The organism is Desulfoluna sp. CLI2B, from assembly GCF_056847375.1.
Genome location: NZ_CP186557.1, coordinates 3,351,347 through 3,364,452 on the forward strand (window position 1 = coordinate 3,351,347; position 13,106 = coordinate 3,364,452).

At 48.3% G+C, this 13,106-nt stretch carries 18 protein-coding genes; 8 read left to right on the forward strand and 10 right to left on the reverse strand.

Annotation, left to right across the window (positions count from 1 at the left end; genetic code table 11):
* Window positions 1-40 precede the first annotated feature (40 nt).
* From ACOYW2_RS15840 to ACOYW2_RS15855, 4 genes are all read right to left on the reverse strand, one after another.
* Window positions 41-1,357 (reverse strand): DNA primase family protein, encoded by a 1,317-nt coding sequence (locus tag ACOYW2_RS15840; RefSeq protein ID WP_482767108.1) that lies wholly within the window; start codon window positions 1,355-1,357, stop codon window positions 41-43.
* The gene (locus ACOYW2_RS15845; protein WP_482767109.1) at window positions 1,266-2,426 is read right to left on the reverse strand and encodes a CHC2 zinc finger domain-containing protein; all 1,161 of its coding nucleotides are present in this window, start codon (window positions 2,424-2,426) and stop codon (window positions 1,266-1,268) included. Before ACOYW2_RS15845 ends, ACOYW2_RS15840 begins: the two co-directional genes overlap by 92 nt.
* 162 nt (window positions 2,427-2,588) lie before the next feature.
* Window positions 2,589-3,062, reverse strand: a complete 474-nt coding sequence (locus tag ACOYW2_RS15850; RefSeq protein WP_092209066.1) for a hypothetical protein — start codon at window positions 3,060-3,062, stop codon at window positions 2,589-2,591.
* A 112-nt stretch (window positions 3,063-3,174) separates the two neighbouring features.
* Complete coding sequence (locus tag ACOYW2_RS15855; protein ID WP_482767110.1) at window positions 3,175-3,363, reverse strand: helix-turn-helix transcriptional regulator; 189 nt, start codon at window positions 3,361-3,363, stop codon at window positions 3,175-3,177.
* A gap of 71 nt (window positions 3,364-3,434) precedes the next feature.
* Here ACOYW2_RS15855 and ACOYW2_RS15860 point away from each other — a divergent pair, with 71 nt between their 5' ends.
* Both ACOYW2_RS15860 and ACOYW2_RS15865 read left to right on the forward strand, forming a co-directional pair.
* Window positions 3,435-3,959 carry a helix-turn-helix transcriptional regulator gene (locus tag ACOYW2_RS15860; protein ID WP_482767111.1) on the forward strand — a complete coding sequence of 175 codons (525 nt, stop codon included), beginning with the start codon at window positions 3,435-3,437 and terminating at the stop codon, window positions 3,957-3,959.
* Entirely contained in the window at window positions 3,959-4,495 is a 537-nt protein-coding gene (locus ACOYW2_RS15865) for a hypothetical protein (RefSeq protein ID WP_482767112.1), read from the forward strand. The genes ACOYW2_RS15860 and ACOYW2_RS15865 overlap by 1 nt, the downstream gene beginning before the upstream one ends.
* Window positions 4,496-4,501: 6 nt before the next feature.
* Here the strand turns inward: ACOYW2_RS15865 and ACOYW2_RS15870 are convergent, their stop codons facing one another.
* The 3 genes from ACOYW2_RS15870 to ACOYW2_RS15880 form a co-directional block, all read right to left on the reverse strand.
* Window positions 4,502-5,587, reverse strand: coding sequence for a hypothetical protein (locus tag ACOYW2_RS15870; protein ID WP_482767113.1), 1,086 nt, complete (start codon window positions 5,585-5,587; stop codon window positions 4,502-4,504).
* 36 nt (window positions 5,588-5,623) lie between these two features.
* The gene (locus ACOYW2_RS15875; RefSeq protein WP_482767114.1) at window positions 5,624-6,307 is read right to left on the reverse strand and encodes a DUF4145 domain-containing protein; all 684 of its coding nucleotides are present in this window, start codon (window positions 6,305-6,307) and stop codon (window positions 5,624-5,626) included.
* A 537-nt stretch (window positions 6,308-6,844) separates the two neighbouring features.
* Window positions 6,845-7,018 carry a hypothetical protein gene (locus ACOYW2_RS15880; protein ID WP_482767115.1) on the reverse strand — a complete coding sequence of 58 codons (174 nt, stop codon included), beginning with the start codon at window positions 7,016-7,018 and terminating at the stop codon, window positions 6,845-6,847.
* Between the two features lie 153 nt (window positions 7,019-7,171).
* On the opposite strand from ACOYW2_RS15880, the gene ACOYW2_RS15885 reads away from it, so the two are divergent.
* Genes ACOYW2_RS15885 through ACOYW2_RS15900 form a run of 4 tightly spaced genes read left to right on the forward strand, consistent with a single transcriptional unit; the run spans window position 7,172 to window position 9,220 of the window.
* Window positions 7,172-7,438 (forward strand): hypothetical protein, encoded by a 267-nt coding sequence (locus ACOYW2_RS15885; RefSeq protein WP_482767116.1) that lies wholly within the window; start codon window positions 7,172-7,174, stop codon window positions 7,436-7,438.
* Window positions 7,435-8,166 carry a ParA family protein gene (locus ACOYW2_RS15890; RefSeq protein WP_482767117.1) on the forward strand — a complete coding sequence of 244 codons (732 nt, stop codon included), beginning with the start codon at window positions 7,435-7,437 and terminating at the stop codon, window positions 8,164-8,166. The genes ACOYW2_RS15885 and ACOYW2_RS15890 overlap by 4 nt, the downstream gene beginning before the upstream one ends.
* Window positions 8,163-8,993, forward strand: coding sequence for a ParB/RepB/Spo0J family partition protein (locus ACOYW2_RS15895; protein ID WP_482767118.1), 831 nt, complete (start codon window positions 8,163-8,165; stop codon window positions 8,991-8,993). The genes ACOYW2_RS15890 and ACOYW2_RS15895 overlap by 4 nt, the downstream gene beginning before the upstream one ends.
* Window positions 8,978-9,220 (forward strand): hypothetical protein, encoded by a 243-nt coding sequence (locus ACOYW2_RS15900; protein ID WP_482767119.1) that lies wholly within the window; start codon window positions 8,978-8,980, stop codon window positions 9,218-9,220. Before ACOYW2_RS15895 ends, ACOYW2_RS15900 begins: the two co-directional genes overlap by 16 nt.
* Before the next feature lie 56 nt (window positions 9,221-9,276).
* Here the strand turns inward: ACOYW2_RS15900 and ACOYW2_RS15905 are convergent, their stop codons facing one another.
* A complete protein-coding gene (locus tag ACOYW2_RS15905) occupies window positions 9,277-9,678 on the reverse strand; it encodes a hypothetical protein (RefSeq protein WP_482767120.1) in 402 nt (133 codons plus the stop codon).
* A gap of 221 nt (window positions 9,679-9,899) precedes the next feature.
* On the opposite strand from ACOYW2_RS15905, the gene ACOYW2_RS15910 reads away from it, so the two are divergent.
* Together ACOYW2_RS15910 and ACOYW2_RS15915 are read left to right on the forward strand one after the other, a co-directional pair.
* Complete coding sequence (locus ACOYW2_RS15910) at window positions 9,900-10,172, forward strand: hypothetical protein (protein WP_482767121.1); 273 nt, start codon at window positions 9,900-9,902, stop codon at window positions 10,170-10,172.
* Between the two features lie 73 nt (window positions 10,173-10,245).
* A complete protein-coding gene (locus tag ACOYW2_RS15915; RefSeq protein ID WP_482767122.1) occupies window positions 10,246-11,496 on the forward strand; it encodes a tyrosine-type recombinase/integrase in 1,251 nt (416 codons plus the stop codon).
* Between the two features lie 185 nt (window positions 11,497-11,681).
* Here ACOYW2_RS15915 and ACOYW2_RS15920 read toward each other — a convergent pair whose 3' ends face one another.
* Both ACOYW2_RS15920 and ACOYW2_RS15925 read right to left on the reverse strand, forming a co-directional pair.
* Window positions 11,682-12,677 (reverse strand): hypothetical protein, encoded by a 996-nt coding sequence (locus ACOYW2_RS15920; RefSeq protein ID WP_482767123.1) that lies wholly within the window; start codon window positions 12,675-12,677, stop codon window positions 11,682-11,684.
* Window positions 12,674-13,027: an Imm8 family immunity protein gene (locus ACOYW2_RS15925; protein WP_482767124.1), complete on the reverse strand. Its 354-nt coding sequence runs from the start codon at window positions 13,025-13,027 to the stop codon at window positions 12,674-12,676. Before ACOYW2_RS15925 ends, ACOYW2_RS15920 begins: the two co-directional genes overlap by 4 nt.
* Window positions 13,028-13,106: the final 79 nt, after the last annotated feature.

The following is a 13,106-nucleotide window of genomic DNA, read 5'->3' on the forward strand; positions in this document are numbered from 1 at the left end:
CCCTGTCTGCACTCAAGGGGTGCGGGGATCGAGGGCCGCATCATGAGATAATCTTCAGGGAGATGTTCTTGACGCATTGCACCCTCTTTTTGCCGTCACGGGCTCGATACTGGGCCAGACAGTCAATGGCCTGGTACAGCTCCCGGAAGAAGTTGTCGTAGTTCATGGGGGCAAAATTACGCGCCCGTGACCACTCGGTATAGCTGCCGAAGAGCTTGTCTTTTGACGTGTATCCCGCCGACTCGCCCACATCGCACCGGTCCTCCACGTAGCTCAGGATCGGGTTGTTGCTGAACTTGTACTCCATGAGCAGGTCGTCGGTTTCCTGGCATCGGGTAAAGCCGCCCTGCTTGCGCAGGCAATGGAGGCCTTCAAGAGACCATGCGAAAATCTGGGACAGCTCCCCCAGGAGCTTCTCTTCAAGCTCTGTGTCGGCATCTTTGCCCAGGAATTGCCGCTTGAACTGGATGGGCAACACCCGCCTGAAGAAGCCGTCAGAGTTGTCCAGGACGCGGGGCTTCTTGTTGGCCGCAAAGACAAACTTGCAATACGGGGTAAATTCGAACGTATCCTGGTGAACTGGATGGATGGGATCCCCAGAGGAAATGGCTTTAAAATAGGGGCTGTCCAGGGCCTTGGCCCCCACCTCCGTGCTGGTGTTCAAAAGCTTGCCATAGAGGCTGGAACGATGGAACTGGTCCTCAAGATCCACAAAGCCGACAGAGGAGCAGTTCTGCACCCCCACCATGTGCCGCAGGATCTTGATCACCGTGGACTTGCCGTCCGCCCCCGGCCCGAAAAGAAAAAGCGCTTTGCCGTATCGGGAATCCCGCGTCAGGCAATACCCGAAGAACTCCTGGAGCTGATCGATGACCGCCGGGTTCTGGATCGTCTCCTCCAGAAACTGAAACCACCGCTCCGGCTGGGCCTTGTTGTGGCCGTCATAGTCGATGGGGAGGCAGCAGGTACTGTAATAGCTCATGTGATGAGGCCGGGTTTGAAGGGTTTCTAAATTTAGCATGCTGCTCTCAAGACACACCCAGTCGTCCTGGTCGTTCACCGCCCTGCCGTGGGGAATTGTGCTGAGCACCTGCGCCTGAAGTGTTGCATCACTGACCCGGTTGGTCTTGGACTCCTCCCCAAGCAACTTGATGCAGCGCTTCTTCACGTGGTCCTCCTTGAAGACCACCCAGTGGGTCTTCTCCCACCTGTAGAGAAGGCCCGTCTCCGGGTCGCTCATAAGCGAAAAGTCCTGGAGGATCCGCTCAGCCAGGAGCCGGGGCTTGAAGGAGAGTCGGTCCCCTACCCCATATGAAAAAAAATCCCGGGCGCAGGAGATCTCCCCGGAGTCCTTCATGACGTAGGGCTCGGCATGGTCGATGAGGTTTTGAGGTCGTCGGGCTCTGGCCGTGCTTGGCAAAAAAGTCGGTGAGATCCTCCCCGTGCTTCTCCGGCCACTGGCCGTCATCGCGCCGCCCCATGAAGCCGGGCCAGTTGATGAGCTTCAGGGTCCGGCTCACGGTGTAGAGGTTCTGACAGGAGACATCCCCGTAGGTCATGCCCGGTTGGTCGCAATCCCGGGCCACGATGATGTCCCGGTCCAAGAGCTGGTTCAGGTGAGCTTGCGCCCACTTCTTCGGCTTGGTGGTGTTGGCAATGGGGTTGAACCCCATGGAGAGCGCGCACACCACGTCGGTGATGCCCTCCACGTAGAGGACGGGCCCCTCCTTAAGGGGGGCCGGGGGAAACAGCCGGGTCTGGCCGAAGCCCTTGGCCCAGGAGACCATCTTGTATTCGGATGCCCCGGGCTTGTAGAGGATGATATTCACCAGCTCCCCGTCTTCATGGATGGGGAAGGCGATCTTCCGCCACTCCGGGTTCCTGATATAAACCAGCTCCCCCGTCTTGCTGTCCTGACGGTGGGTCTGCATACGAAGGCCCAGGGCCTCGATGGCCTCCCGGGTCCACATGCGGGTCTGGGCCAGGCGCTCCACCCAGGAATCGGGCAGGGGCGGAAACTTGGCCCATGCTTCCCGCATGGTGGTGTAATCAAGGGCGTCCGCTTTGGACTCTGCCCTAATTTCAACTTTTGGCTGGGGTTTGGATTGATGGGGCGTCGGGGATCCGGCAGGCGCGTTGCGATCGGTCTCAATGCCGTACTCATTCAAAAAGGACTTAAACCCATCCTTGGCATCCAGGCCACGGCACAGGCTGTACAGCTTTACCAGGTCACCGCTTGCCTGACACCCAAGGCAGTGGTAAACGTCTTTTTTCACATTGTAACTGAAGGAGGGGTTCGTCTCCTCATGAATGGGGCACAGACCCCGAAGTTCCGCCTCAGTTGATGCTTTTGCGTCCACACAGAACAGCGATTTTGCAATGTCGGCCCTTTGGGCTTCGGTCAACTTCTCCAGCGCAATTCCCATTTCAATTAAGCCTTTCCAACAACACAACTTTTCTCTTGTTCAGAGCAGAATCGTGTGTTAAATATTCCTTACGTTTTTAGTACACTTTTAGGGCCTCGACAGTGCCAGCTGTCGGGGCCTTTTCTTTTGCCTCTTGTTCAAATGAAATCCACCGCTTCTCAGTCAAGCGGCCTTCTCCTTGCTTACCCTCCCCAAAATCAACGCCTCCAGCTCATCCAGCTCCCTGCGGCACTGCTTAAAGCTTGCCAGCAGTTCAAGCTGGGCATTTTTGGTGGGCTTTCCGTTGGTCATCAACTCCTGGGCCTTCTCCCGAAGCGTCGAAATAGCCGACACCACGTCAAAGGACTCCTTGTCCCAGTTGTCCGTGGGACAGAAGACATCCTCCTTCGTGACCAGGCTCATGCCTTCCGGCTCCAGATACCTCATCAAAAAGGGATCTTCCGTCACCGCCACCACCGCCTTTAAAAGGCGCAGGTTCATTTTGATGCGCCCTGCCAGGTAGTCGTAAATGGTCGCCTCAGAAAGAGACATCCGCTCTGCGATCCGCTTGACCACCTCCGACTTCAAACACCGGTGCTTCACCGCTGCATTGGCTTCGTTGGTGATCTCATCACGCTCCGTGTCACCTAAAACCATTCCCAAAACCTCCCATTAGCTTTTCTGTATCCACATGGCGCACTCGGTTCTATAAAGTGGCCATGCTGCGGCCCCAGGCTGGGCTCAAAAAATGAAGCATCATAACGACACGTCATATTTTTTTAAGCTCTTCCCAGGGGCAACCAAACTCATCCGGCCACAACCATTTGCGCCGATCAATCCCGGTTACTTGCTCGATTTTCAATGCAAGAGAGGGCGTTACCCTTCTGCGACTATTCTTAATATCGCTCAAATGCTTGGGAACTACCCCTATCTTTTGTGCGAGGATATATTGTTTCATAGACAAATCTTATAGAGCAATATGTTCTATATTGTCAACTCATACATAGAACAATTCGGGAGATTGAAAAAATGGAGCATGTTGCTACATTGCTTTTTATGAAAACTTCAATCTACGACAAATGGCTCCAGATCTTTATCGAGCTGCTAAATAAGGAAGGCAGAGGATCCCAAGCCAGGATCGCTCGGGTGACGGGAAAATCGACCAAGCATATTAACGATATTGTTAAGGGCCGAAGAAAAGCCTCTCTGGATCTCCAGGAAGAGATCGCCAAGATATTCGGACTCACCTATGAAAAAATGCTCAACCTTGGAGCCCCTCAGGAACCCAATGAGCCTTTTCCCAAGTACAATGAAGTGATGATGCTGCCTCTTGAAGAGCGAGCCTGGGCCATTGCACGAATCGCCGCTGAAAAACACAATATCACGGGTTTCATGTCTTTCCACGGAGGTCGAGACAGCAATGAAAAACCCGAACTGATAGCAAAATTTTTAAAGGGAGAACTTACAGAGGAAGGATTTTATAACGAAGCTTGTGGTTTTTTCGAAGAGATGGAAAAGAATATCAAGGCGCAATTAGCAAAACGGGGTTTTTAGTGAGCTTGGTCTACAATGCAATTTTTGATTTAGAAAAAAAGTGGCAAGGATTCAACCGGAAACCGTTTTCAAAAAAAGACCTTATTCAATTGGCCAACAGTCACAACATCATGGCATTGGAAGACCACTCGGTCCTCAATGCCTGTGCACTCCGTTACAAAACCGATAACATCATCCTATACAACCCCCACCAACCTGACATCGATTTGATCTTAGGCATTGGCCATGAGCTTGGACATTTTAGCCTTGGCCATGTCAAAGCCGATGAAGCCCCCCTCCATGCAGACTATCTAAACAATGCCTCAAAAGAAAAAGATGCCGGGATTATTGGCTTTCTATTTTGGGCGCCGACACCGGATCTGTATCGAATGAAGGCCAATGGGTGCCTCAACCTCGAAGAGGTGTACAGCAATTGCCGGAATAATTGTTACGGTGATAGTGCGGGGGTTAATCTTGAAACAATTTGTTCTGCCAGATTGAGAATTTATAATGCATTGCTTAAATCCAACAGGGCCTTCTATAAAATACCTTCATAAATACGATTAAAAAAGTGGACGCGCATCTTTTGAATTGATAATTGCTTGAACTTTACCAAAATCAGTATCTCCATAGGCACAGCTTTCTTTGTCCGAGATACTTATTTTATAAGTACTGACCCTTTCCAGTTCTTCCCCTCCATATGATTCCGGGCACCAAGTTATAGGTTCTGTTACTTTGAACTTATTGGATAATTCTTCGCAATGTCCTTCATTTTTAACAGTATTAACTGGAAATACAAAGTTTGAAGACATCCACAATGAAGAATTTTGAATACCAGGAACTGTCGAAAAATATCTCAATCCATCAATTTTATTATTTTTTCTTATATACTGAAGTAGTAGTTGAGGAACAATATATTCTTCCTTAAAAACGCCTTCGTGCTTAAACACTCGTATTGAACATGAAGCAATTAATGGCCAAAGCACCAACCTTGCAATTAGTATGTCTTGAATTTTTCGTTGAACTAAAAAAGAATCACGATTCAACGAATTCATAAACTCAGCTTCCGTGTCCGGTCTATAACCAAAATCCAACAACTTAATGCTCTTTGCGGCCTCTACCCTTGCAACATACAGAGAGTTTTTCGATGGTTCCTTTAGTTCCTTCCAAGCTATATAGACTGAAGAGCCTAAATATAAACACGGGAACCCCGGTATGCTATAACGTTGTGTTCCAATTTTATGCCTTAGCTCAAATGGGACATGAAACATATCTGCATTATAATCAATATTTTCAGAAGAGGACCTTAACCTATACATATCTTTCAGATACTCTTGTTCAATATCAATAGAGACAAGCTTCTTTAAATAATTCCAGTTAGCCGTCAAGGTTTTACTAACTATGGAATATGCTTTCTCTGGATACCCGTTTAAATACTGATATACTGCCCTCTCTATATTTTTCCCAATGATTTTAACTTTGGTTTTATTTTTCTTAAGTTGAATAGCTATAACACCATTTGATTCTAACCTGTCTATTTGCTCAAGATATCTATTATTAATCGTATTGATATATCTAAGAAATTGATCATCCGTTCTTTCCTTAGGTAACCCCACAACTTCCGACACTAAAAAACCCTGCAAATTCATAAGAATAGGCCCTCACACCACAAATACATTTCAACGTTATTCTTGTGTATTGTTATCTTTTCGTTTACCACACAATTTCTTCGTTTTATAATCAAGTTCATACATAAAATTCAATAAGTCTTCCAGTATGTTAATCGCCAATAGCAACTCATTGCGATCCGGTGCCTGCAATTCATGAGCGGCTTCATTGCCTATAAATCTAAAGCTATGCAGGCTTTCAACAATGTTAGATGGCAAACACTCAACTAACTGGTTAATTTTAGTTTTTAGACTCCCTCTATTTATTCCCTTATCAGCACAGATACCTTCCAACAATCCTCTAAGGCCTACAGCACATAAAATATTTAAATTTAAATTGTAACATTCAATTATCTCTTTATATATAACTGATAATTTAGAATTTAATTTCTGAAAATGTTTCACGAACAAATCAGAATGTTTTCTTTTTGGATAAAATGTAGAATCCCATATATTTTCATCGTTTAAATAATTCATACTACTATTTGTATAAGCGCTCTCCAAAACGCCTGTATCGCATCCCAAGCAAACCCAAAGACGGTATTGGGTTTCCTCTCGGAACATTAGTATCGGTCCCGATGGGTTATCGTAGTTGACTTCATCGAATATTTGCGGATGGATGTATTTCAAAATATGGTTGGTTTCACCCTTGCATCTATTACAATATTGCTTTTGAATGGTACCGACTTTAAAGCCAGTCATACATTCCCTCCTTCTCAATCGGAGTTTGCATAACAAATCGTTTCATCACCGGAAAGAACATCCACCCTTAAAATAGAACCCATCAAATAAACCAACGCTTCTCTATAAATATACGCTTAAATAACGCTCAACCATATCACCCCGTTATCATTAACAAAACAGCAACAAATAAATTCCAAACTTAAATCGATATCGAACAATAAGCTTAATATATTTGACATATAGAGCAATGAGCTCTATTATTAAACACAACCAGCAACCAGCAACCAAATTTTCGAATCACAGTGATCTACAAGTTACTTTACGGTGATGAATACAAAGCTGCCAGTACAGGAGAAACAAATGCAAGATGAACCCAATGTAAGGCAGTTCTCGATTTGGCTCAAAAATAAAACTAATTCATATTAGTTTGGCATTTCACAGGCTTGAATAGCTTTTAACTAAAGCCAAGGAAGGATGCATAAAAGAAACACTCCGCGGATTATTAAAACTTTAGGTGTATGGCCCCATGAAATTACTGCACAGGGCCACAATAGTCTATTCTTCGCTTTCTATTGATTCCACTATTTCTATGAGCCGGGCATAGGTTTCTTTAAGAACGAAGTCTGGAGTGGCATTAATTTGATGCCCCCCACCAGAAAAGGCCTTCGTAATTTCAACAGCTTGAGCAAGTATCTTAAGCTTTCGAGTCTTTTCAAGTTTCACAACCATTTGTATTCACCTCCTTTCATAATTTTACATAACAAAAATGCAGTTATCACATTTTTACTAACTAAGAAACACAAAAAAGCATTCAAACAATGAACTGGTAAATTTAAGGGCGTTTCCCGCCACGGGTGAAGTGCGCTCAAAATCAGGAGAGCCATGAAGCTCGAAAAATCGGGCCTTACAGCCTCTAAAAAACGGAAAACATCGGCAACCCTACTCGGTAAGCCTCACCCCATCTTTAAGAAAAACGACCCTGTCCGATACCACCCCGTCATCGGCGGCCCCGACGATGGCAAGACCTACACCATCCGAGGGATCGGATGCCTGCCCGGCAATCGACATGTGGCGTGGCTGATTGGAAAGGTCGGATATGTGCCCGTGGAGGCGTTAAGCCTTGTGGAGAAAGGAAAGCTGAAAAGATGAACATCACCTGCATCGCAAACCAAAAAGGAGGCGTGGGCAAAACCACCACTGCCATCAACCTGGCCGCCGGGCTCGCACAGACGGGAAAACGGGTTCTCCTTGTGGACCTGGATCCCCAGGCGAACCTCACCGGCGCGGTGTTGCTCGGGCTGTGCCTACCAACAAGCCATGTGCTCCACCAGGAGGCGGGGATCCCCGAGGCGGTGGTGAAGGATGTCCTGGGCGGCCATGTGGATCTGCTCCCGGCGGACGAGACGTTGAAGCGTGCTGAAGATCTGTTGATCCCGGAGCTGTTCTCCGAGTCCCGCCTGGCCAAGGGCCTCCAGGGGCTGGACTATGACCACGTGCTCCTGGACTGCTCCCCTTCCCTGGGCCTGCTGACCATCAACGCCCTGGTGGCGGCCACCCATGTGTTGATCCCCTGCGACTACGGGAGTTTTTCCATCGGCGGGATCGCCAACATCCATAACAAGATCGCGGAAATCGGCCTTGCCGGAAAGACCGTGCGCCTGTTTGTCACCATGTACCGCACCACCACCACCCGCACCAATGAATGGGCGGAAGGCGAATTGTCCCAATACCGGGAGATCTTGCTCCGGACAAAGATCCGTAAAACAGAGCCCCTGCTCCAGGCGGCCATCGAGGAGCAGAGCATTTTTCAATTCGCGCCCAAGGGGATCGGGGCCGAAGACTATGCCGCTCTCACCGAGGAGTACCTGGCCTTATGAAAAAGCTCGGAGCCAACAAAAAGGTGAAGATCGCCGCCGGGTTCGGCGGGGAAACCGGCACCTCATCCCATGAGCTTCTGCCCCAGGGCAGCTTCCTCAACGTGCCGGTGGATGCCCTGAAACCGAACCCGTACCAGCCCCGGCAGGTGTTCAACCAGGAGGAGCTGGAGGCCCTGGCCGAGTCGATCCGGCACCAGGGCGTCATCACCCCCTTATGCATCTTCGTGGAAAAGGACCAATACTTTATCGGAGGCGGTGAGAGGCGATGGAGGGCGTCCAAGCTGGCAGGCAAGGCCACGGTGCCCTGCTACGTCACCACGGGCAGCCCGGCGGAGATCGGCCTCATTGAAAACATGTTCCGGCAGGACCTCACGCCCATGGAAGAGGCCGAAGCCTACGCCCGGATGCAGAAGGAGTTTAAGTACACCCACCAGGACCTGGCCCGGGTTGTGGGCAAGTCCCGCAACAACATCACCGAAACCCTGGGCCTGAACAAGCTGCCGGAGACGATCCGGGAAAAATGTCTACGCGTAGACATCTCGAAACGGGCCCTCATCGCCATCTCCCGGATGGAGACTCCCGAGGCCATGGAGGCGGCATTCAACCAGGCCACAGGTATCAAAACCAACGAAACGGATGAGCCGAAGCAACCCAAGGCGAAAATCTCCAAAGCAACCAGGGCCACAACCCGGGTGGAGAAGCTGACGGACGAAATCCGAAAGGTGAACCTGACCGAATGCAAGCCGGATGAATCCGCGGCCCTGGTCCTGGCCCTTCGGGACCTGAAAACGGAGCTTGAAGGATCCCGAACATGGCGCTGTCCATGATGAACCAGGAGGCCGGATCCGAAGAGCCCCTGAACCTCACCGGCTCCTGCCGGGTCAAGCTCCTCAATGCTGGCTTTCGGATCTTCCGGACGCTGGACTACGACAAGGCGATTAAGGAACTCAGCCACACCGGCGGCTGGAAGCTGGTGAGCAAGCATAAAACAAAGAAAGCGATGAACGAGGCCCTGGAGGAACTGCTCCGGGACCCCATGTGCGTGAGAGATTGAGGAAGGACAGGGTGATGCGAATCAATGAGAAACGGGTGGAGGGGCGAAAGAAACCGTCACTCTATTTCAGACAATTCTTTCAAAATTTGCGGCAGTTGATTGCCATTAAAATCAAGCTCGATATTGCATCGATCACACGCATACGGAAAAAAGCCTTCCATGGACCCCAGAGGCACATGACACATCGGACAATAAACCGTTGGATCATATGCACCCGAAGACCGGCGTTTAAAAAATGCCCCTCGGTACTCAACAAATTGCTCGGTAACCGCCTGGGCTTCAAGCTGCTTTCGAAGCTGTTTGTTCTCTTCTTTGCACTTGGCAAGTTCCATCTTCAAATGGCGACAATAATTCGTGAGCTTGTCCGACTCCTCTTTGATGAGGAGCAACCGCTCCCGGAGGATCGTACTGCTTCCGTGTTCGTTGATTAGCTTTTGCAAACTATCGAGCAATCCCATTTAAACCACCATACATCATAAAAGTTAAAAGTTAGACGCAACGGCAAGCTAATAAAACCTATACCAACTTGTCAACTTTACAGGCAGCAAGGAAAAACCAGCTCAACCTCATAAGCGAAAGTTGAATAGATAGATACGAACTCACTACGGGTTGCGTGCACCCGTAATCTGGAGACACTCTGGAGATTAAAATGCACGTTAGGACGTAAGGAGGAAAAACAGTGGCGCGAATCAACGAAAAACTGGTTGCAGAGCTGAAGAGAGATTACCTGACGGCAGAAGAGCTGGCCGAAGTGTTTCGGATCAGCCACAAAACCATCCTGAACTGGAACTGCGACGGGAAATTTGAGCAGGGCGTGGAAGTCATCCGCATATCCGGTGTGCTGCTCTTTTACTGGCCTGCGATCCAGGCACGCCTTCATGCGAAACCTGAACCGCCTAAGAAACGGACCAAAAACATTCCCAGGCCCGAAGGCTGCCTCATCAATATGTAATTGGCATCGCCCTTCCCCGTGTTGTATCGTCTTGCTGATACAGATGAAAGGAGGTGGCACGAAAGGATACAACATGACAGGAAACGAAGCCGTTTTGATCGACTTCCCCAACCAGAAAAAGAAAGACTGGAAGCGGGACAAGCTGAATCAGAACAAGAAAGGGTCGGTCTACGAACGAGGCGGGAAACTCTACGTCTATTTCTTTTACAAAAACGAACGGGTGAGGGAGCCCTCCGGGCTTGCCGACACCAAAGAGAACCGCAAGAAGCTGAGACTCTTCCTGGACAAGATCCATGTGGAGATTGCGGGAGGGGAGTTCGAGTTCGCCTACACCTTTCCGTACAGCAAGAAAAGGGACCACTTCACCCTTCTGGAAGGGCGCACGTTGAACACAACGCCGGAGGAGATCACATTCGGCAGCTACTTTGACAAGTGGATGAAGGAGATGAAGCCGGGCATGACCGTGGGAAAGATCCGCGACTATCAGAAGATCGCGGACTTCTATCTCCTGCCCTACTTCGGGGAGATGCCCTTTTCAGAGTTTAAAATCATGACCATGAAGCGGTTCTTGGCGCATCTCACCGGCATGCGGAACCGATACGGCAAACCGCTTGCGGCCAGCACCTTGAACAACGTCTTCATCCCGCTTAGAGCCATCACGGCCGATGCCTTTGCCGAGTATGAATGGGCCATGCCGGATCCGTTCATCACGCTGAAGATGCCCAAGCGGAAAAAATCCAAGGTCAACCCCTTCACCATGGAGGAGTGGCAGCAGCTGATGGGATTTATTCGGCCCTGGTACAAGCCTTACTTTGAGTTTGCCGTCAACACAGGACTCAGGCCTTCGGAACAGGTGGCCCTGAAATGGTCGGCCATCGATGGCGATTACATCGAGATCGAATTGAGCCGGGTAAAGGGGCTTGAAAAGGAAGACCTGAAGACGGAGAGCAGCCGCCGAAGCATCGAGCTTCGCCCGGCCATGTGGGAGATCCTGGAGCGCCAGAAGAAGCTCACGGCTCACCTGAAGAGTGAGTATGTGTTCCTCAACATGGCAGGCAGGCCCATCAACCAGGATAAGATGCGCCAGCTTTGGGAGAGGGCCGAACAGCGCGCAGACATGGCCCACCGCCGGATGTACGAGATACGGCACACCTTCGCCTCCTGGGCCCTGGCAGCAGGGGAACAGCCCGGATGGGTGGCCAAAACCTTGGGCCACTCGGATCTCACGATGGTTTACACGGTGTATGCCCGGTTTATCCCGGCGCTGAGGAAGGATGACGGTGGGAAATTTGAAGACATGTACGCAAAAAAGCACCTCTCTTAAGCGTGGCCCTCGTAAAACTTCCACATTTTACGCCACATTGCTTAAAAACGGTGCTTTTAGACTATCTTAACCACCTGATTTAACAGGCCTTATAACTGGTGGAGGCGGCGGGAATCGAACCAACACCTCGCCCTTGATCTACCCTCGAACATAGCTCAAGGGTACATCGAGGGGGTATGCAACCATTACACCAACGCCTCATTTAGGTTTTCTACTAACTTTTCGGCTGTTTTTCTGTCAAGAGCAAACCTATCGAAAAGGAATAATTGTATGCTGGATTTTGTGACTTTTCTTTTGGTGATTTTTTGCATTTCTATAAATTTTTGTGTTTCTGGGTGATCGAGTAAAAAATCTGGATCTGGTGCTAAAAAATTACATATCTCTTCGGCAAGTTTTTTAACTGCTATAGTTAGAATGAGTACATCATCAAATTTTAGATCACCACACTCTTTTGATAATTTTAAGTCTCCAAACTTGTCTGGTAGGTTCTCAACTTTCTGTATTTTATTGAATATGTCTTTACATCGTTTTCCAATAACTTTGTCTTTATGTGCGAAATGATTTCTAAGGAGTCGTAAGTATTCACAGAGATCAATTAAAATAATTGGCAAGTTTGCTTTGATGCCAATACCATTAGACTTAAGAGAGTTAAAAAAGAAATCGAGTCTCGATTCTCCATCTCTTTTTTGGCTTTTATCAATAACCGGTTGATTAAATGAAGGTAGCTCATCAATCAAATTAGATAAGAAACCATCCCATTCAGAGTGAATAGAAATAATTGCAGAACCGTAAACACTCTTTTGTGAATCTTTATCGTCGAGTAAATTAACTCTGATCGAATGTTTTTCAGATTGTTCTTTGGTAAATTCAATTGGGCTTTCAGAATGTGAAGCGCATTCCGAAAAGAATCTCAAACATAGTTCGATGTATGCAAATGACGCATCAATTCTGCCTAAATCATTCTGAAGAATTCTATATGAATTAAATATTTTAGCTTTCATAGAAATTATATCGTACCTAAAAAATGCCGAACGCTTGAATTCACCGGTGAGGGCGGCGTAGGCCGACAGCGGTGAATATGCCAAAATTGCACGAAAACCGAGAGCGCTCAGCGAAGTACAGCTGTAGCCCGATCCGGTGTAATGATTTGTTATGTGCTGAGCAACTAAAACTTGCTTCACGGTTTGTAATTCTCAAATTCCCAATACATGTGCTTTGATAACTTTTCTGATATCTCGGCCCAGTTATCCCCATGACACTTCTCAAGAATATTGTTGACTCGTTCTAAAACCAAATTCCAGCTATATTCGGTAAGAACAATTGCATATTTATCAGACTCGGGCCCCTGTAAATTAGTCGGAGAAACAACATGTAATAAGAAATTGTTACCGCCACTTTGATCGTAGCCGATAGTGAAATTCATCCAAAAATCTACATCATAACAATTTTCAGGAACCCATAAGTCAATAGGGTCATAATCAACGCAATCGAAACTTAATATTAGTGGCTTCATATTTAATACCGGGCACATAACGCAAAGCTAACCGGCCGGGCGGCGCAGAGCAACACCGGCCTGGAAGCGAAAATGTTTGAATTACGGAAACACTGGA

What these genes read in the sequence shown, in the direction of transcription:
- ACOYW2_RS15905 (WP_482767120.1), bottom strand. Translation starts at nt 9,678, where the DNA reads ATGGGATTGCTCGATAGTTTGCAAAAGCTAATCAACGAACACGGAAGC.
- ACOYW2_RS15840 (WP_482767108.1), bottom strand. Translation starts at nt 1,357, where the DNA reads ATGAAGGACTCCGGGGAGATCTCCTGCGCCCGGGATTTTTTTTCATAT.
- ACOYW2_RS15850 (WP_092209066.1), bottom strand. Translation starts at nt 3,062, where the DNA reads ATGGTTTTAGGTGACACGGAGCGTGATGAGATCACCAACGAAGCCAAT.
- ACOYW2_RS15925 (WP_482767124.1), bottom strand. Translation starts at nt 13,027, where the DNA reads ATGTGCCCGGTATTAAATATGAAGCCACTAATATTAAGTTTCGATTGC.
- ACOYW2_RS15900 (WP_482767119.1), top strand. Translation starts at nt 8,978, where the DNA reads ATGGCGCTGTCCATGATGAACCAGGAGGCCGGATCCGAAGAGCCCCTG.
- ACOYW2_RS15870 (WP_482767113.1), bottom strand. Translation starts at nt 5,587, where the DNA reads ATGAATTTGCAGGGTTTTTTAGTGTCGGAAGTTGTGGGGTTACCTAAG.
- ACOYW2_RS15860 (WP_482767111.1), top strand. Translation starts at nt 3,435, where the DNA reads ATGGAGCATGTTGCTACATTGCTTTTTATGAAAACTTCAATCTACGAC.
- ACOYW2_RS15875 (WP_482767114.1), bottom strand. Translation starts at nt 6,307, where the DNA reads ATGACTGGCTTTAAAGTCGGTACCATTCAAAAGCAATATTGTAATAGA.
- ACOYW2_RS15915 (WP_482767122.1), top strand. Translation starts at nt 10,246, where the DNA reads ATGACAGGAAACGAAGCCGTTTTGATCGACTTCCCCAACCAGAAAAAG.
- ACOYW2_RS15895 (WP_482767118.1), top strand. Translation starts at nt 8,163, where the DNA reads ATGAAAAAGCTCGGAGCCAACAAAAAGGTGAAGATCGCCGCCGGGTTC.
- ACOYW2_RS15855 (WP_482767110.1), bottom strand. Translation starts at nt 3,363, where the DNA reads ATGAAACAATATATCCTCGCACAAAAGATAGGGGTAGTTCCCAAGCAT.
- ACOYW2_RS15885 (WP_482767116.1), top strand. Translation starts at nt 7,172, where the DNA reads ATGAAGCTCGAAAAATCGGGCCTTACAGCCTCTAAAAAACGGAAAACA.
- ACOYW2_RS15890 (WP_482767117.1), top strand. Translation starts at nt 7,435, where the DNA reads ATGAACATCACCTGCATCGCAAACCAAAAAGGAGGCGTGGGCAAAACC.
- ACOYW2_RS15845 (WP_482767109.1), bottom strand. Translation starts at nt 2,426, where the DNA reads ATGGGAATTGCGCTGGAGAAGTTGACCGAAGCCCAAAGGGCCGACATT.
- ACOYW2_RS15880 (WP_482767115.1), bottom strand. Translation starts at nt 7,018, where the DNA reads ATGGTTGTGAAACTTGAAAAGACTCGAAAGCTTAAGATACTTGCTCAA.